Origin of the sequence: Streptomyces sannanensis (assembly GCF_039536205.1) — a bacterium.
Classification (GTDB): Bacteria; Actinomycetota; Actinomycetes; order Streptomycetales; family Streptomycetaceae; genus Streptomyces; species Streptomyces sannanensis.
The window spans coordinates 933230-950288 of record NZ_BAAAYL010000001.1 but is presented as its reverse complement, the minus strand read 5'-3'; the positions used below and the strand labels follow the sequence as shown (position 1 = coordinate 950288).

General features: G+C 69.6%; 19 protein-coding genes and 1 pseudogene. 13 read left to right on the top strand and 7 right to left on the bottom strand.

The genetic code is table 11. The annotated features are described in order from the left end of the window. Nucleotides 1-3 precede the first annotated feature (3 nt). Entirely contained in the window at nucleotides 4-849 is an 846-nt protein-coding gene (locus ABD858_RS04295) for an SMI1/KNR4 family protein (protein WP_345045080.1), read from the top strand. A 398-nt stretch (nucleotides 850-1247) separates the two neighbouring features. Then, nucleotides 1248-2150: an aminoglycoside phosphotransferase family protein gene (locus ABD858_RS04285; protein ID WP_345034676.1), complete on the top strand. Its 903-nt coding sequence runs from the start codon at nucleotides 1248-1250 to the stop codon at nucleotides 2148-2150. 135 nt (nucleotides 2151-2285) lie between these two features. Here the strand turns inward: ABD858_RS04285 and ABD858_RS04280 are convergent, their stop codons facing one another. Beyond that, on the bottom strand, nucleotides 2286-3035 hold the full coding sequence (locus ABD858_RS04280; RefSeq protein ID WP_345034675.1) for a response regulator: 750 nt from the start codon (nucleotides 3033-3035) through the stop codon (nucleotides 2286-2288). After that, nucleotides 3032-3904: a sensor histidine kinase gene (locus tag ABD858_RS04275; RefSeq protein WP_345034673.1), complete on the bottom strand. Its 873-nt coding sequence runs from the start codon at nucleotides 3902-3904 to the stop codon at nucleotides 3032-3034. The genes ABD858_RS04280 and ABD858_RS04275 overlap by 4 nt, the downstream gene beginning before the upstream one ends. 138 nt (nucleotides 3905-4042) lie before the next feature. Between ABD858_RS04275 and ABD858_RS04270 the strand changes: the two genes are divergently transcribed. Together ABD858_RS04270 and ABD858_RS04265 are read left to right on the top strand one after the other, a co-directional pair. Next, the gene (locus ABD858_RS04270; RefSeq protein ID WP_345034672.1) at nucleotides 4043-4753 is read left to right on the top strand and encodes an ABC transporter ATP-binding protein; all 711 of its coding nucleotides are present in this window, start codon (nucleotides 4043-4045) and stop codon (nucleotides 4751-4753) included. After that, nucleotides 4750-7050 carry an ABC transporter permease gene (locus ABD858_RS04265; protein ID WP_345034671.1) on the top strand — a complete coding sequence of 767 codons (2301 nt, stop codon included), beginning with the start codon at nucleotides 4750-4752 and terminating at the stop codon, nucleotides 7048-7050. Before ABD858_RS04270 ends, ABD858_RS04265 begins: the two co-directional genes overlap by 4 nt. A 26-nt stretch (nucleotides 7051-7076) precedes the next feature. Here ABD858_RS04265 and ABD858_RS04260 read toward each other — a convergent pair whose 3' ends face one another. The 3 genes and pseudogenes from ABD858_RS04260 to ABD858_RS04250 form a co-directional block, all read right to left on the bottom strand. Continuing rightward, nucleotides 7077-7253, bottom strand: coding sequence for a hypothetical protein (locus tag ABD858_RS04260; RefSeq protein WP_345034670.1), 177 nt, complete (start codon nucleotides 7251-7253; stop codon nucleotides 7077-7079). A 183-nt stretch (nucleotides 7254-7436) separates the two neighbouring features. Next, nucleotides 7437-7619: a hypothetical protein gene (locus tag ABD858_RS04255; RefSeq protein ID WP_345034669.1), complete on the bottom strand. Its 183-nt coding sequence runs from the start codon at nucleotides 7617-7619 to the stop codon at nucleotides 7437-7439. A 55-nt stretch (nucleotides 7620-7674) separates the two neighbouring features. Next, a pseudogene (locus ABD858_RS04250) lies at nucleotides 7675-7806 on the bottom strand (undecaprenyl-diphosphatase); the annotation flags it as partial. Between the two features lie 198 nt (nucleotides 7807-8004). Here ABD858_RS04250 and ABD858_RS04245 point away from each other — a divergent pair. The 8 genes from ABD858_RS04245 (at nucleotide 8005) to ABD858_RS04210 (ending at nucleotide 12926) form a co-directional block, all read left to right on the top strand. After that, entirely contained in the window at nucleotides 8005-9225 is a 1221-nt protein-coding gene (locus ABD858_RS04245; RefSeq protein ID WP_345034667.1) for a helix-turn-helix domain-containing protein, read from the top strand. A gap of 162 nt (nucleotides 9226-9387) precedes the next feature. After that, nucleotides 9388-9576 (top strand): hypothetical protein, encoded by a 189-nt coding sequence (locus ABD858_RS04240; protein ID WP_345034666.1) that lies wholly within the window; start codon nucleotides 9388-9390, stop codon nucleotides 9574-9576. Next, a complete protein-coding gene (locus tag ABD858_RS04235) occupies nucleotides 9573-9725 on the top strand; it encodes a hypothetical protein (RefSeq protein ID WP_345034665.1) in 153 nt (50 codons plus the stop codon). The genes ABD858_RS04240 and ABD858_RS04235 overlap by 4 nt, the downstream gene beginning before the upstream one ends. After that, nucleotides 9692-10549: a radical SAM protein gene (locus tag ABD858_RS04230; protein WP_345034664.1), complete on the top strand. Its 858-nt coding sequence runs from the start codon at nucleotides 9692-9694 to the stop codon at nucleotides 10547-10549. The genes ABD858_RS04235 and ABD858_RS04230 overlap by 34 nt, the downstream gene beginning before the upstream one ends. Next, nucleotides 10546-11190 (top strand): dTMP kinase, encoded by a 645-nt coding sequence (locus ABD858_RS04225; protein ID WP_345034663.1) that lies wholly within the window; start codon nucleotides 10546-10548, stop codon nucleotides 11188-11190. Before ABD858_RS04230 ends, ABD858_RS04225 begins: the two co-directional genes overlap by 4 nt. After that, entirely contained in the window at nucleotides 11174-11671 is a 498-nt protein-coding gene (locus ABD858_RS04220; RefSeq protein WP_345034662.1) for a hypothetical protein, read from the top strand. The genes ABD858_RS04225 and ABD858_RS04220 overlap by 17 nt, the downstream gene beginning before the upstream one ends. Beyond that, complete coding sequence (locus ABD858_RS04215) at nucleotides 11668-12471, top strand: STM4013/SEN3800 family hydrolase (RefSeq protein WP_345034661.1); 804 nt, start codon at nucleotides 11668-11670, stop codon at nucleotides 12469-12471. Before ABD858_RS04220 ends, ABD858_RS04215 begins: the two co-directional genes overlap by 4 nt. A gap of 14 nt (nucleotides 12472-12485) precedes the next feature. After that, entirely contained in the window at nucleotides 12486-12926 is a 441-nt protein-coding gene (locus ABD858_RS04210) for an NUDIX hydrolase (protein ID WP_345034660.1), read from the top strand. A 475-nt stretch (nucleotides 12927-13401) separates the two neighbouring features. Here ABD858_RS04210 and ABD858_RS04205 read toward each other — a convergent pair whose 3' ends face one another. Continuing rightward, nucleotides 13402-14277: an undecaprenyl-diphosphate phosphatase gene (locus ABD858_RS04205; RefSeq protein ID WP_345034659.1), complete on the bottom strand. Its 876-nt coding sequence runs from the start codon at nucleotides 14275-14277 to the stop codon at nucleotides 13402-13404. A gap of 281 nt (nucleotides 14278-14558) precedes the next feature. Next, nucleotides 14559-15284: a TVP38/TMEM64 family protein gene (locus ABD858_RS04200; RefSeq protein ID WP_345034658.1), complete on the bottom strand. Its 726-nt coding sequence runs from the start codon at nucleotides 15282-15284 to the stop codon at nucleotides 14559-14561. A 468-nt stretch (nucleotides 15285-15752) separates the two neighbouring features. Here ABD858_RS04200 and tuf point away from each other — a divergent pair, with 468 nt between their 5' ends. After that, nucleotides 15753-16922 carry an elongation factor Tu gene (tuf, locus tag ABD858_RS04195; RefSeq protein ID WP_345034657.1) on the top strand — a complete coding sequence of 390 codons (1170 nt, stop codon included), beginning with the start codon at nucleotides 15753-15755 and terminating at the stop codon, nucleotides 16920-16922. The last annotated feature ends 137 nt before the right edge of the window (nucleotides 16923-17059 follow it).

Below are 17059 nucleotides of genomic sequence, written 5' to 3'. Positions count from 1 at the left end.
TCCATGGAACACTCCGAACTCCTTTCCGCTGTCTGGAAGATGCTCGACTGGAGCTCGCGCCGTGATGCGCCGACAACCTTCGACGCGCCGGATGGCACCGGCTTGCAGGAGCTCGTCGCCGAAATCAGCCGGCGGGTGGGTCGGCACCGCAATCTCGTCGCGGGCGGTTTCACCGATCCTTCGCTCACCGAGCGCACCGGACTGCCGCTCGTCGAGCCCTTCGGGGAGGAGCTGCTGGAGATGCGGGGGTGGGCCTACCGGTCCCACTGGATCGGGTGCGGCCGGGTCGCCTCCCCGGAGGGAGGCCGGACGGTCGTCGTGGTCGGCCATCGCGAGGACCCCGCCGCCGTCGGATTCCCGGAGGGGGCGTCGTGGGCGGAGAAGCTGCGCATCCTCACCGGCTGGGAACCGGGACCCCGGCCGGCCGTCGACTGGTCCGCCGCCGAGGCCGCCCTGGGCACGGCGCTGCCGAGCGACTACAAGGAGATCGTCGATCTGTTCGGCGAGGGCAGCTTCGACGAGTATGTCGACCTCCTCGTTCCCGGCGCCGTGGGGATGGATCTCGTGAAGTGGGTCGAGAACGACGTGAAGCACACCACGGGTCTGTGGCACCCCTACGCCGCCTACCCGGCCCCCGGGGGCTGCTGCGCTGGGGAACGACGGAAGAAGAGATCGACTTCGTCTGGCAGACGGGTGCGGCCGACCCCGACGACTGGCCCGTTCTCGTCCAGCGCGACTTCGGTGAGTGGGAACGATTTGACTGCGGCTTGGGTGAGTTCCTCTTCCGCATGCTCACGGACGTGCAGTTCGGATTTCCGACGAGTCACATCGGGACCCACTACTTCCTGAGCTACGACCTGCCGTAGAGGCGACATGCCAGTCCGCCGAGCGGTGTCGCGGGGCCGCCCGGCTGGACCGCTGACCAATGCTGGGCCGTCGTGCATCGGCCCGCCGGGAAGGCAAACCACAGGAGCGCCGTCCCCAGACACGTGGTAGGCGAGCTTGGTTCCGTCATGCGCGGAGAAGGCAGGCATGGCCAAGACCCTGTCAGCGGCGTCCAGGCGGAGCAACTGCGTTCCCGTTAAAGCGATAGCCGGGAACTGCACTGACTTGGGACGCTGAGCCGGCGACAGATGATGAGGTGATCGAGGCTGTGAGGACGGTCCCCCGTGCGGGAAGCGTATCCGATTGGTTGAGTGATGGGGCCAGCGGATTTTTCCTGACCGAGCTGAGGAGCGCTGCTTGTGTTGAGAGATTTGACCCTCGTCGCACCAGAGGTCCGCGAGCGGCTCGTTGTTCGGTTCGGGCCCGAGGTGCTCGCTTGGTGCGACGAGTTGCCGACGCTGGTGGGTGAACTCGCCGTCCGATGGGGTCTGGACGTTGTCGAGGCGGGCGGAGGAGGCACCTCGCGGGTGTTCCGCTGCCTGCGACGTGACCATGGCTCCTTTGTGTGGCTGAAGCTCACGCCGGACACGGGGATCGCTGCCGAGGAAGCCGAAGCGCTGCAGGCCTGGGCGGGAACGCCATCGGTTGTTCGTCTGCTGGCGCAGGATCTCGCCGCGGGAGCCCTGCTGCTGGAGAGCGTGGAGCCGGGAGTTCCGGTGAAACAACTTGCCTGGCGGTTGCCCGATGTCGCGGCTCTGCTGCGAGACCTGAGGGCATCATCTCCCGTGCGAGGGCAGCGCACGGTGTTGCGACCGCTCTCGCACCGGATCGACTTCCTCTTCGACCTGACGGACCGCAGGCTGGCTGCGTCCGAGGCGAGCGGACTGCTCGACTCGATGGTTCTCGACCGAGCCCGAGCGCTGGCCTTGGAGCTGGCCGACAGCGGTCCGGTGGGGCTTGTACACGGTGATCTTCACCCGGCCAATGTGCTGTCCGGTCCGGGGCACCGTATGGTGGCGATCGACCCGCGGCCCGCATGGGGAGATCCGGACTTCGACGCCGTGGACTGGGTGCTGGAGGGAGTAGCGGACCTCGCGCAGCTGGAGCAGAGGATCGAGCAGCTGGCGACGCTGGTCCCCGGCCAGTCTCCCGATCGTGTCCTGGGCTGGTGCCGGGCTACCTCCGTGCTCAACGCCGTACCCAGGATCTGCGCGCGGCGGGACGACGCGGAAACTCGGTTCCTCATGAACTTGGCGCGCGGCTGATTCGTCAGCTTCGCTCACTGCCGACGGTCCTGTTCCGGCCCCGCCCAACTGGCCGCTGCCACCGGCTCCGGCCTGGGGATGAAACCGCGGGCCGTGGTGGTCCTTTCTCGCCCGGGCTCTCCAAGTGGCTGCCGCCTACGAGTGAGCGTCGGCGGATCCAGTGGAGTCGCCCGGGGAGACGAGCCCTGTCTCGTAGGCCAGCACCACGGCCTGCGCCCGGTCCCGGAGGGCGAGCTTGGCGAAGATGCGGGCCACGTGGGTCTTCACGGTCGCTTCGCTGAGCGTCAGTTCGCGGGCCAGTTCGGTGTTGGACAGGCCGTGGCCCATGAGCGTCAGGACCTCCAGCTCCCGGGGCGTCAGGGCGGCGAGGTCGCGATGGACCGGCGGAATCCGGAGGTGCCGGACCGGCCTGTGGTCGCCGGGAGCGCCGTGCCGGCTCTCGCCTCCGGCGGTGTGCGCGAAACGCTCCACCAGACGCCGCGTGATCGAGGGCGAGAGTAGCGCGTCACCGGTGTTGACCAGGCGCACGGCGGCGGCGAGGTGCGCGGGGGTGACGTCCTTGAGGAGGAAGCCGCTGACGCCGGCGGCGAGGGCGGCGTAGACGTAGTGGTCGAGGTCGAAGGTGGTCAGCATGATCACCCGGCAGTCCGGGGTCTGCGCGAGCACCTGCCGGGCGGCCTCCAGGCCGTCCATGGCGGGCATGCGGATGTCCATCAGTACGACATCGGGCTGCAGCCTGCGCGCCGCGGCCACGGCCTCGTTCCCGTCGGCGGCCTCGCCCACCACGTTGATCCCACGCGCGGTCAGGATCAGGCGGAAGCCGACACGGACCAGCTCCTGGTCGTCCGCGATCAGCACGCGGGGGGCGGGCTCGGTGGGCGTCATGGCCGGTCCAGGGGGATGCGGGCCCGGACCCGGTAGCCGCCACCGAGGCGGCGCCGGGCGTCCAGGTCGCCGCCGTAGACGGCGACCCGCTCACGCAGCCCGAGGAGCCCGCGTCCCGCTCCGTCGGCCCGTACCGGAGCGGCCAGTTCCGAGGCGGCCCGCCCCGGCGCGGGGCGTTCCCCGGACCCGGAGCCGCCGCCCGACAGTACGCTCGGCCCGCTGTTCAGCACCTCGACCCGCAGATAATGGTCGGTATAACGCACCGTCACCTCGGCCTTCGCCCCGTCCCCGTGTTTGAGCGCATTGGTCAGTGCCTCCTGCACGATCCGATAGGCCGTCACATCGATACCGGCCGGCAGCCGCCGCGGCTCCCCGTCGATCCGTACCTCCACGGGCAGACCGGCGAACGCGATGCGGTCGATCAGCGGACCGAGCCGGCTCAGGCTCGGCTGCGGCGACAGGTCCGTCTCGTGCGGCTCGTCCTCGCCGCTCTGCGAGGGTGCGAGCAGGCCGAGCAGATGCCGCAGCTCGGTCATCGCGTTCCGTCCGGCGGCCTCGACGGCGCTCATCGCCGTCGCGGCCTCCTCGGGCATCGTGGCCAGCACCTCGCGGGCGGCTCCGGCCTGGACCACCATGAGGCTCACGTTGTGGCTGACGATGTCGTGCAATTCCCCCGCGATCCTGGCCCGTTCGGCGTCGACCGCAGTCCGCGCCGCGCTCTCACGCTCCCGCTCCAGCAGCCAGCCGCGCTCCCCGATGGCGGTCCGGTGCAGCCGCCGTGTCCGTACGAGCTCCGTGCCCAGCCACCCGGCGGTCGCACACGCCATGGCCAAGGCGATGATCAGCCAGTCCACCCCGGATCCCCACACCGGACCATCCTCGCAGCTCCGCGCCGCGCTGAGCATCAGTCTGCGGATCCACGGCCGTACATCCCCAGGATGACGGGCCCGGACGGATACATCCCGGGCGGGACGCCCCACCCGCCGTACCGCTTCTAGGTTCGTGTCATGACTACTGATCACGACCTCACAGGGCAGGTCGTCGTACGACTCGACGGCGTGCACAAGGAGTACGGCGACACGAAGGCCCTGGACGGCGTGTCGCTGGAGATCCGCGCAGGGGAAGCGGTCGCCGTGATGGGGCCATCCGGGTGCGGCAAGTCCACTCTGCTCAACATGGTCGCCGGCCTGGACCGTCCGACCTCGGGGAGGGTGCGGGTGGCCGGTCAGGACCTGGGCACACTGAACGAGACCGGACTGGCCCTGTTCCGGCGGCGGCACATCGGCATGATCTTCCAGTTCTTCAACCTCATCGACGACCTGCCGGCGCTGGACAATGCCGCCCTGGCCGCCCAGCTGACCGGCACCCCGGCCCGGCAGGCGCGCCACCGCGCGCTGGAACTCTTCGACGAACTCGGCATCGCCGACCGCAGGAACGCCTATCCGGCGGCGCTGAGCGGCGGGGAGCGGCAGCGGGTCGCCGTCGCCAGGGCTCTGATGAACCGTCCGGCCCTGCTCCTGGCCGACGAACCGACCGGCGCCCTGGACAGCCGTTCGGGCGAGCAGGTGATGGACCTGCTGATCGACCTCAACCAGATCGGCCAGACCCTGCTGATCGTCACCCATGACCCGCACCTCGCCAGCCGCTGCGCCGGCCGCCTGATCGAGATCGCCGACGGCCGGGTGGCCCGCGAGAGCACGCTGGAGCCGACCGCATGAGCGCCGTGTGGACGGCCTCCCGTGCGGCGGTGAAGCGCCGTCGGCTCCAGACCTTCGTCATCGGGTTCGTCGTGCTGTGCTCGACCATGACCTTCCTGCTCGCGCTGGGAGTGCTGGGCGCGACCTCGGCGCCCTTCGACAAGGCTTTCGGCCGGCAGCGCGGCGCGCACGCGGTGGCGACCTTCGACCGGGACAAGGCCTCGGACGCGCAACTGGCGCGGACCGCCCGGCGGCCCGGTGTCCAGGCCGCCGCGGGGCCCTTCGGCCAGGCCGTGCTCGACATCCCCGAGGACTGGCTCGGGATGCCGCCGGGCCCCCTGACCGTGGTGGGCCGGGCCGATCCGGGCGGTCCGGTGGACCGCATCCGTCTGGTGATGGGGCACTGGGCCACCAAGCCCGGCGAGATCGTCGTCAACTGGCCGCTCCCGGGCACCCCGTTTTCGAGCCTCCTGGGCACGAAGGTCAACCCGCGCGGAGCCCCGACGCTCACCGTCGTCGGCTTCGCCACCAGCATGAGCAGGTCCGCCGGCGCCTGGGTCTCACCCGAGCAGATGACCGCGCTGCACCCGGCCTCCTCCCAGATGCTCTATCGCTTCACGGCGTCCTCGACGGACCGGCAGGTCCGCGACGGCCTGGCCGAGGCCACCGCGGGGCTGCCCAAGGGCTCGCTGACCAGCGCGCAGTCCTACCTCACCCTCAAGCAGGCCTTCTCCGCACAGGCCGATTCCTATCTCCCGATCATGATGGCGTTCGGTGTCCTCGGTCTGGTGGTGTCCGTGCTGATCGTCGGGAACGTGGTCAGCGGGGCGGTCGTCTCCGGATACCGGCACATCGGTGTGCTCAAGGCCCTGGGTTTCACGCCGAACCAGGTGGTCGCGGTCTATCTCACGATGGTCTCCGTTCCCGCGGTCGTCGGCTGCGTCCTCGGCACGCTCCTCGGCAATGTGGCGGCCGAACCGGTCCTCCGGGTCGCCTTCTCCGCGATCGAGACCGGCACGGCGACCATCGGCATCAGCCCCTGGGTGTCCGTCGTCTGCCTGCTGGGCATGCCTGCCCTCGTGGTCCTCGCCGCGCTGATTCCGGCGCTGCGCGCCCACCGGCTGTCCGCGGCCCGGGCGATCACCGCGGGCAGCGCACCGCGGACCGGGCGTGGGCTGCGCGTCCAGCGCAGGCTCAGCGGCACCCGGCTGCCACGCCCCGTCAGTCTGGGCCTGGGTCAGCCCTTCGCCCGCCCTGGCCGCGCGCTGCTGACCATGGCGGCCATCGTCCTCGGGGTCACCACCGTGACGCTGACGACCGGTCTGACCAGCACGATGGTCGCGTACGCGGACCCGGGCGACATGGGCCCCCGGATCGAGGTACAGCCCGGCAACTCCGAGAACGGCGGCCCCGCCCCGAGGCTGAACGACCGTCAGATCGAAGCAAGGCTGCGGTCCCTTCCCGGCGCGGAAAGGGTGATCGCCCAGACGGTCGTCCAGGTACGTCTCGCCGGGTACAGCCAGACCAGGTTCGCCGCCTTCTACCGCGGGGATCTTCCGAACGCCACTTCCCGGATGGTCAAGGGACACTGGCCGGCCGGAGCGGGCGAGGCGGCGGCCGGGCCGTCGTTCCTGAAGCAGCACGGGCTCTCGGTCGGCGACCGGATCACCCTGCAGCTGAACGGCCGGCAGAAGCGCGTCACCATCGTCGGTGAGGTCATGGACGGCGACGCGCGGGGCATGAACGCCGACTGGCAGACCCTGACCGAACTCGACCCGGACGCACGGGCCGCCTACTACTCGGTCCGGCTCGCCCGCGGCGCCGACACCCAGGCGTACCTCAAGGCGGTCAAGGCCGTGGATTCGGGCCTTCACCCCTCGCAGGTCGGCTCCGGCAGCACCGCCACCGTCGCGGTCGTGAGCTTCTCGACGGTGTTCACCGTCCTTCTGACCGTCGTGGCGGCGCTCGGTGTCTTCAACACCGTCCTGCTGAACACCCGGGAGCGCCGCCGTGACCTGGGCATGCTCAAGTCGATCGGAATGACGCCGCGCCAGGTCGTGGTGATGACGGTGACGTCAGTGGCGGGGCTGGGCGCGGTCGGCGGGCTGTTCGGGATTCCGATCGGAATCGCCGCCCACAGGCTGATCGTGGACCATGCCGCAGTGGTCGTGTTCCCGGAGTCCATGAAGGACGTCTGGCATGCGCCGCAGCTGGCCGCTCTGGCCCTGGCGGGCGTCACGATCGCCGTCCTGGGCGCCCTGGTTCCGGCACGGTCCGCGGCGCGGCTCACCATCGCCGAGGTGTTGCACAACGAATAGCGGCGGATCGGGGAGGGGCCGGCTGGTCAGGCCGCCGCGGTGACGCATCCCTGCGTCGCGGCGGCCCACTCGAGAAGCAGCAGTTCGTACTCCTCCGCGGGCCATGCCTCGTCCGCGCGCTCGTCGACGAGCGCGCGGATGCGCTCGTTCGCCAGTGCTGCATCGGGCCGTACGGAACCAGGGGTCGCAGGAGGAGTGGACATACGACAACCCTACGGGCCGCCACTGACAAGTGGTCGCCAATAAACGGCGGTTCGACGGTGGTGTCCGTCACGTGCATGAACCGCGGGATTGCACACGGTGTCCGGAATCCGGCCTTCCCCACAACGGAACGGCCCCGCGTTTCCGTTGCCGGAACGCGGGGCCGTTCGGTGGACAAGTGCTTGTCAGGGTGTTGCGGTCGCGGTGCTGTCCGATTCCCCGGCGTGATTGTGATCCAGGATCTCGCCCAGTTCCTCGGCCGAGTCCAGCAGGCCGGTGACGGTGGGACCTGCGTCACTCGATTCGGCGTGCGCGGGAGGGGACACGGCCGCGATCACAATGCCGGTCGCAAAGGTCAGGAAAGCCATGGCGGCTCGTTTCTTCATGCCATGACAACCGTGCCTGACCCCGAAGGGTCACGCATCAGCCCGCGGACTCGCCCGCGTGCGGGCTCAGCACGTCCGCGCCGACCCGGATGTACAGCAGGATGCCCAGCGCGATCCGGTAGTAGACGAACGGCATGAAGCTCTTGGTGGTGATGAACTTCATGAACCACACTCCACCCGCCGCGTCGACCAGCGCACGGATCCGCTCGTTCGCCACCTCGGCAGCAGGCAGCAGCCGGCCAGAGCCTGGGGGAGAAGGGGGCATGGAACAAGCTTACGGACTGCCACCGACAGGTGGCAGACCCGTGCACACACCCCGCCGTCGGGCGTAGCGTGGAGGACACATCCTCTGGCGGGGGTACGACACATGACTCAGCGCACCATCGGCGACCGCATCCAGTGTCTGCGCGAATTTCGCGACCTCACCCAAGAGCAACTGGCCCAGCGGGCAGGTGTCTCCGTAGACACCATCCGCAAACTCGAGCAGGGCCAGCGCCATTCGGCGCGCATCACCACGCTGCGGGCGCTCGCACGCGCCCTCGACGTCGAGCTGCACCGGCTGCTAGGACAGGCCACCGTGACCCAAACCCTGTCCGACGACGGCGGCCTCCTCGCCCTCCGCGATGCCATCCAGGACATCAACGCACTCCCCGGCGTCCTCGCCGACGACCAGATCGAGGACCCGCCCGCAGCCGATGCGTGGGTGGGTTCGGTGAAAGACGCGACGGACCTGTACTGGAAGGGCGGCTACTCGGAGCTGTCCGGCACGCTGCCGCTGCTCCTCCGCGACGGGCACGCCGTCGCCCGCGACGCCACGGGGTCGGCAGCCGAACGGGTCTGGGGGCAACTGGCGCTGGCGTACCAGTTGGCGGCGTGCCTGGCGACACAGGCCGGCCACCCCGACTGGGCATTTGCCGCGGTCGAGAGGCAACTTGCCGCCGCAGTGCGGGCGTCCGATCCGCTGATGGAGGGCATGGGCGTCTCCACCCTCTCCTGGGTGCTGCTGCGTCAGGGACGGTGGGAGCAGGCACAGCGTGTGGCGGAACGGAAAGCCGACGCGCTCGAGCCGCCGATGCGGCGTGCGACGCCGAAGCAACTCGCGGTGTACGGCAACCTGCTGATCGCAGCGGCCACGCCGGCCGCGCGGCGGGATCAGCGCGCTGAGGCGAAGGATCTGCTGAACCTCGCCGAGACCGCGGCCACCCGCTCCGGCCCCGTCCGCGCCTACGGCAGCGCGTTCTCTCTCGTCGACGTGAAAACCCAACAGGTCAACGTCGCCCTCGCTGGGCGCGACACCGCCGAGCCCGAGACCGCCATCGAGGTCGCGGGGACCATCGACGTGGGCAGCATCAGTCGGCCGGTGCACTCCGCGGCGTACCGCCTCGATGTGGCACAGGCCCGATACCAGACCGGTGACGGCGAGGGCGCGCTGGAGATGCTCCTCGAGGTCGAGGGAGACCAGCCCGAGTGGATCCGCTACCAGACCCTCGCCGCGGCTACGGTGCGGGAGATGCTGGAGGCGGAACGCCGCCGCAGCACCCCGCTCCGGGCGCTCGCGGGGCGGCTGGGAGTCGACCCCGCCATGTAGGACAACACGCCCCACTGGCGCAATAATTGACGGAGCGACTGGTGCGTTTCGTCACTGGGCTGCGACTGTGCGCGCTCATAGCGTGACGGGCACGCAGCGGCGTCGGCCTCACTCCCGCCAGAGGCTGGCCGGCGCCGCACTCAGCAGCCCGGGGAGCCCGTGATGCCAGTCGCAGAACTGCCTGATGTAGGGACGCTGTCGCAGCATCAGCGGCACGGTCGGGCCTGCGTGTGGTGCGGCGTCATACTCGACAACGGCACCGCCATCGACCTCGGCACGCGGCTGGACCGCACTGCTGGCGTCCGCTGGTTTCCCCGCGCCTGCCCGCAGCACGCTGAGGCCCAGTCGTGACCGCCGCCCGCACCATTCCCGCCGCCGAGGACCTCATGTTCGGTCAGGCCAAGGGCTGGAACTGTGTCTGGTGCAACGTGCGGCTCGACCGGGGTGCCGTCAGCGTCGGCTGGGCGTGCGGACGGGAAGGCCCCGCGCTCGCGAACTGACCGCCGACGACTACGTCAATGTCCTGCGTGAGCTGATCGGCGCCGGCCTCAAGCGGGTGTACTTCACCGGCGGCGAGCCGTTGACGTCGAAACTTGCCCAGCCGGTGCTCACCCAGCTTCCCGATCACGGCCCCGACGTGTCCTACACACTGATCACGAACGGGCTGCTAGTCCGCACCCATCAGGACTGGCTGGCCACGACCGGCCTGGACAAGGTGAAGGTCTCCCTCCACTACTTCTCCGACGACTCCTTCCGGGCCATCGCCCAGACACGCTCGAGCATCGTGACCGTCTTGGACGGCATCGAGGCAGCCCGCGAGATGTTCGAGCGGGTAGAGCTGAACACGCTGATCCAGCGCGAGAACGAGCACGAACTCCGTGACATCCTCACCTTCGCCCTCGACCGCCGGATGCCGATCCAGTTCATCGAGCTGGTCGATACCGACTTCAACGCTGACCGGAAGTCCTCCGCGGTCGGCGCGCAGAGCATCGTCGACTACCTGCGCACTCTGACCAGCCAGGAGGAGATCGAGGTATCCGGTGTTGGCCAGGGGCGGCGGATCTTCCGCGTTGACGGCGTCGAGATCGATGTCATCCACCGCGAGCTGGGTCGCCACCGTGTCGGCCAGTGCGGCACTTGCCCCCTGCGGGCCAAGTGCATCGAGGGCTTCTGGGCCCTGCGCCTGGACCACTCCGGGGGACTCCAGCCCTGCCTGCTCAGGGAGGACCTGCGCATGGACATCCTGCCGATGCTGGCCGAGCCGGAGAGGATCCCCGCGGCCGTGGCCCAGCACGTCTCTGCCTTCACCGAGGGCGTCCTGTGAACCCGCTGAGCGCCCCGTATGCGCCCGGGGCGGAACGCCGTGGAGGGCCGTTCGTCGTCCTGGAGGGTGTCTCAGGCGTCGGCAAGTCCACGCTGACCCGCGTCTTGGCCAAGCGGCTCGGCGCCGCGACGATCCACACTCTCCCCAAGCCGCACAACGACCTGTCCCCCGCGGTCAATGGCCAGCTCCGGCCGCTGCCGCAATTCGCCTTCTATCTGTCCGGCCTTCTGCATGCCTCCGACGTCATCCGCGAGGCCTTGGCCGACGGGCCGGTCATCGCGGACCGGTACGTCTCCTCAGTCATGGCCTGCCACGCCGCCGTCAACCGGGTCGACCTGGACCAGGTGAAGTTGCTCATCGCGCCGTTCCGCCCGTACCTCCTGGCGCCCGATGCCACGTTCTACCTCGTCAGTTCCGATCAGTCGCTGCAAGAGCGCATGGGGACCAAGACGGACGTGAAGGCGGACGACACCGAGCTGTTCGACGTCCCTGGCCGCCTCTGCCACCTGCGGGCCAATTTCGAGGGCGTGGCCTTGGCCGACCCCAGCGCGGTCGTGCTCCCCACGGACGGCCGGAGCCCGGACGACCTGGCCGACATCATCGTCAAGCGCGTGGAGGAGATCCGTGCTCAATCCCGTTGACCTCTCCATCGTCTTCGCCGAGGACCGGATCCACGGCCGTCACCCCGGCGAGATCCACCCTGCTGTCGCCTGGTGGGTCGGCTCCTGCCTCATCCTGACCACCCGCTCCCACGGCGTTGCCCTGGTCCATGACGGCACCGAGCTGGCCAAGCAGTACGCCGGCCTGTTCAACCGCGGCGCGATCAACTGCCAGCACTTCGCGGCGACTGTCTCGGTCATCGGTGAGGGCGGGCAAGATCTCCTCGCCTACGCGATCCGCACGCTTCAGGTCCCGGGCACCTTGATCAGCAGCGCCGGTGCCGAGGTGACCATCCGTCTGTTCGCCTCGGACGGGGCCGAGATCCGAGAGGGAGCTGGGCTGGAACGGATCTGCGACCTGATTGCCCGCGACAAGGTGCCCATCCCCGTCAACGACCACTCCCGGGGCCGCGTCATCCACCGGCCCGACCTCGCCCACTACTTCGCCACTGCGGAAGTATGACCGTGATCGACGCTGCGGAGATCATCAGGACCGGCACGAACATCCTGTTCGTCACGCTGGACTCCCTGCGCTACGACGTCGCTAGGGCGGCCATGCATGCTGGCCAGACACCCCGGCTCGCTGGCCTTCTGCCAGGCGGGCAGTGGGAGGAGCGTCGGACGCCCGGAACCTTCACGCTCCCCGCCCACATGGCATTCTTCTCCGGCTTCCTCCCCAAACTTCCGCAGCCCGTACAGCCGCCGCGACTGTGGGAGTGCCGACCGCCGGCCTTCAAGACCGTCGACCCGCGCACGTTCGTTTTCAACGCCCCGAACCTCCTCGTCGGCCTCGGCCAGCACGGCTACCGCACGGTGTGCATCGGTGGCGTGACCTACTTCTCCCGGGAGACGCCGCTCGGGTCGGTCCTCCCGGACATGTTCGACGAGGATTTCTGGCGGCCGGAGTTCTGCTCGCCCGAGCCGGACTCCACCCGGTACCAGGTCGAGCACGCCCTCGACGTCGCCCAGGCCCGGGAGGACAGGCCGCTCTTCCTGTTCGTCAACGTCTCGGCCGCGCACGTCCCCCACGGCCACTACCTCGGCGAGAGTTCCGACTCCTGGCAGTCCCAGGCCGCCGCCCTCGCCTACGCCGACGAGCACCTGGGCGACCTGGTCACCGGACTGACCAGCATCAAGAGGTGGTTGGTCATCATGTGCGCCGACCACGGCGACGCCTTCGGGGAGGACGGGTACTACGGGCGTGGGATTGTCCACCCAGCAGTGACGACCGTGCCGTTCGCCTGTATGGAGCTCTCGCCCTGACCTAGGCTCCGGGCATGACCAACACGCACCTGCCCACACGGGACGCGGCCGTCATCGTCGCCCGCGACTCCAACGGCCTGGTCGCCTTGCTGACCGCGCCGTTCCCCCAGCACGGTGGCGACTACCTGTTCCTCCCCGGAGGACGCCAGGAGGAGGGCGAGACCCCGGAAGAGACCGCGCGGCGGGAGCTCCGCGAGGAAGCCGGGATCACCGCGGCGAACTGGCGCTCTCTTGGCTCCTACGCGATCACCGCTGGAACGACTGCCCGCGTTCACCTCTTCGAGGCCCGCGACCTGACCCTCGGGCCGCAGGAGCTGGCGCCCACCGAGGAGGAGTTCAAGCTGATGTGGTGGCCGATGCAGGATGCCATCGCCGCAATCACGGCGGGGCGGTTCCTCCTCCAGGGCGGACCGCTGGCGCTCCTCCTCGCGGACCGGCTGACGACGCCGGCCTGAGCCGGCCGAATCACGGCCCGGCGCGGATGCCGAGGGCTCGACGGGCGTCGAGGATCCACTGCAGCTGATCAGGGGCGGGCACCCGAGCAACGCTCGGGCCACCGTGATCATAAGTCAGCAGCAGTTTTGAGGCTTTTTGTGATCTTGAAGGGGGCGTCTCCCTGCCACCCGCATCTGCGGGTATGCCAGAGGCGCATTCACATCTGAAGACCTCGGCGCAACCGGTCCACGGCTGCGCCGAGGGAGATCCCGCTGCCGCATCCGCTGGTCAATGGCGGGATGTCGTCGATTCGCCCTGCCGGCACCCGCCTGGACAGCGACCCGTCAGGGGCGAAGAGGCCGGGGCGGGGTATCTATTCCACCCCCCAGGTGGTGTACCCCGCCCCGCCTCTTGATCGACTGGGAGACAACTGGGAGATGATCGAGGGGAGTACCCTCGAATCGCCTCTAGCTCCCTCTAGTTTCCGCTAGCGCATCAGCCCGCGGACTCGCCCGCGTGCGGGCTCAGCACGTCCGCGCCGACCAGGATGTACAGCAGGATGCCCAGCGCGATCCGGTAGTAGACGAACGGCATGAAGCTCTTGGTGGTGATGAACTTCATGAACCAGGCAATGACGGCATATCCGACACCGAACGCGATGATCGTGGCGAAGATCGTCGGCCCCCAGGCGACATGGCCGCCCTCGGTCGCGTCCTTGAGTTCGAAGACGCCGGACGCCAGCACCGCCGGGATGGCGAGCAGGAAGGAGTAGCGGGCCGCCGACTCGCGGGTGTAGCCCATCAGCAGACCACCGCTGATCGTGGCTCCCGAGCGGGAAACGCCCGGGACCAGGGCCATCGCCTGGCAGATTCCGAAGATCAGGCCGTCCTTGACGCTCAGATCCTGGAGCGTCTTGCGCTGCTTGGCCGCACGGTGCCGGCCGCCCGCCTCGTCCCGGGCCGCGAGCCGGTCGGCCACGCCGAGGACGATGCCCATGACGATCAGTGTGGTGGCGGTCAGGCGCAGATCGCGGAAGGGGCCCTCGATCTGGTCCTTGAGTGTGACGCCCAGCAGACCGATAGGGATCGAGCCCACGATGACGAGCCAGCCCATCTGCGCGTCGTGGTCACCCCGCATCGTCTTGTCGGTGAGCGAACGGAACCAGGCGTAGATGATCCGTCCGATGTCCTTGCGGAAGTAGATGAGGACGGCCGCCTCGGTGCCTATCTGTGTGATGGCGGTGAACGCCGCACCCGGGTCCTCCCAGCCCGCGAAGGCGGCGGTGAGCCGCAGATGCGCACTGGAGGAGATGGGCAGGAACTCCGTGAGTCCCTGGACGAGCCCGAGAATGAACGATTCGAACCAAGTCATTGAAACTGTGCCATCCAACAAATGATCAGGGCTGACCGGCGGGCTTGCTGGTCAGTGGGCGGGTATGGGCTGCCGTGTGGTGTGCACGTCTGATCATGTGGATGGTGCTGTGGCCGTACTCATGCTGACCCTTTGCTGACTTGGCTGACGGTCTGTCAGGCGATCCGGATGGCTTCGGGCGCAGAGGCGAATGATGATCGCGCGCCAGTAGTGAGGCAGCGTAGCGCCCTCGGGTGAAGGCCCGGCGACGGGCCCTGGCGGCCAGGACGGCCACGCGGCCGTCAGGCTTCGGTCACGCTCCGGCGGCCGTCCCGGCGCAGGCGGTGACGTCCCAGCCAGGCGGCCGCCGCGCCGCCGACCGAGGTCACCGCGATGAATCCCGTCGCGATCAGGAAGGCGGGGGACGTCGGGGATGTGGCACGGGCGCCGGCGACGACGTACGCCGCCGTGTTCGGGATCGACCCGAGAGCCGTCGCCAGCAGGAACGGCAGCCAGCCCATGCGTGACACCGCCGCGCAGTAGTTGGCGGCGGCGAACGGCACCCCCGGGAACAGCCGGATCGCCAGCATCGAACGGAAGCCGTGCCGGCTCAGCTGATGGTCCGCGGCCAGCAGCCAGCGCCCGCGCAGCAGCGGCCGTAGCGCGTCCTGCCCCAGCAGCCGGCCGAGGCCGAACGAGATCGCCGCGCCCAGTGCCGTCCCCGCGACCGCGGAGCCCAGCCCGGCCTGGGAGCCGAGCAGGGCACCGGCCGCGAGATTCAGCACCGGCCGGGGGACGAAGGCCGCGGTGCACAGCCCGTACGCGAGGCCGAACAGCAGTGCCGTACCCCCGGTGCTCACCGGGGCCGGCCAGCCCGTGGTGAGCAGCCGCTGCGGTTCGTACAGCACGACGGCCGTCGCGGCCGTCGCCAGCATCAGCACCAGCAGCGAGAAACGCGCCCACGGCGAGAGCAGCGCACGGGCGCAGCGCGGGGCGAGGCCGGCGGGCGGGGTGACGGGGTCGAGCACCCGTGGAGGGTAACCCGTCGGCGGGAGTGATCGCCGTGCATGTGCTTGGCGCGGTGGCGACGCAGGGCATGCCGCTCCAGCTCGGCGGGCCGGGCCGTCCTCGAACTCCCCTGGCCACCTCCCCCAGAGGTGCCATCAGGACGGGCTGCATCTGAGGTCCTGCGTCGGGTTCGCCCGTGTCCGTCGTCGAACGCCGCGCGGGATCTTCGGAGTTGCCGTCGCCGAAAACCATTCGACGTGCCGTCCTCCGTGCGCCACGATCAAGGGCATGTTCCGGTACGCCTTCCTCGCAGCGCCGTCCGCAGTCGCGGACGCGCCGAAGGCTGCCGTCGTCGCCGCGCACGCGGCCGCAGCGTCCTTCGGCGGCGCCCGAAGCTGACCCTTCCCGGACAGTCCGGCGGACCCCGCAGGGGGAGGGTCGGCGAGGCGCAGGGGTCCCTCACACGCTTCGAGTTCCGGGAAGGAACCATGTCCAAGACGGCATACGTGCGCACCAAGCCGCACCTCAACATCGGCACCATGGGCCATGTCGACCACGGCAAGACCACCCTGACCGCCGCCATCACCAAGGTCCTCGCCGACAGGGAAGCGAGCTCCTTCGTCCCCTTCGACCGCATCGACAGGGCCCCCGAGGAGGCGCGGCGCGGCATCACGATCAACATCGCGCATGTCGAGTACGAGACCGAGACCCGGCACTACGCCCATGTCGACATGCCCGGCCATGCCGACTACATCAAGAACATGGTCACCGGCGCGGCGCAGCTGGACGGGGCGATCCTGGTCGTCTCCGCGCAGGACGGGATCATGCCGCAGACGGCCGAGCATGTGCTGCTCGCCCGCCAGGTCGGCGTCGACCATATCGTCGTCGCCCTGAACAAGGCCGACGCGAGCGACCCCGAGCTGACCGACCTGGTCGAGCTGGAGGTCCGCGAGCTGCTCACCGCGCACGGCTACGGCGGCGACGCGGCGCCCGTCGTCCGGGTCTCCGGGCTCGGGGCGCTGGAGGGCGACCCGCGCTGGACCGCGTCCGTCGAGGCGCTGCTGGACGCGGTGGACACATACGTACCGATGCCCGTCCGGTACACGGACGCGCCCTTCCTGCTGCCGGTGGAGAACGTGCTGACCATCACCGGCCGCGGAACGGTCGTCACCGGCGCCGTCGAGCGGGGCACCGTCCGGGTCGGCGACCGTGTGGAGGTGTTGGGCGCGGAGACCGAGTCCGTCGTCACCGGCCTGGAGACCTTCGGCAAGCCGATGGAGTCCGCCGAGGCCGGCGACAATGTCGCGCTGCTGCTGCGCGGGGTGCCCCGCGACGCGGTCCGCCGCGGTCATGTGGTGGCGGCGCCCGGCAGTGTCACGCCGAGCCGTCGGTTCAGCGCACAGGCGTACGTACTGTCGGCGCGCGAGGGCGGTCGCAGCACGCCGGTCTCCACCGGCTACCGGCCGCAGTTCTACATCCGTACCGCGGACGTGGTCGGCGACATCGACCTCGGCGAGGCGGCCGTCGCCCGTCCCGGCCACACGGTCACCATGACCGTCGAGCTGGGCCGGGACGTTCCGCTGGAGCCGGGGCTCGGCTTCGCGATCCGTGAGGGCGGCCGCACGGTCGGCGCGGGCACGGTCACCGAGCTGCTCTGACCGGACCCCGCGCCAAACTGCTCCCATGACGGACACGGCTCTCGTGCTCGGCGGTGGAGGAGTCACGGGTATCGGCCGACTGACCGGGATGCTGCAGGGCTTGGCCGAGGCCGGGGTGGATCTCATCACGGCCGGCT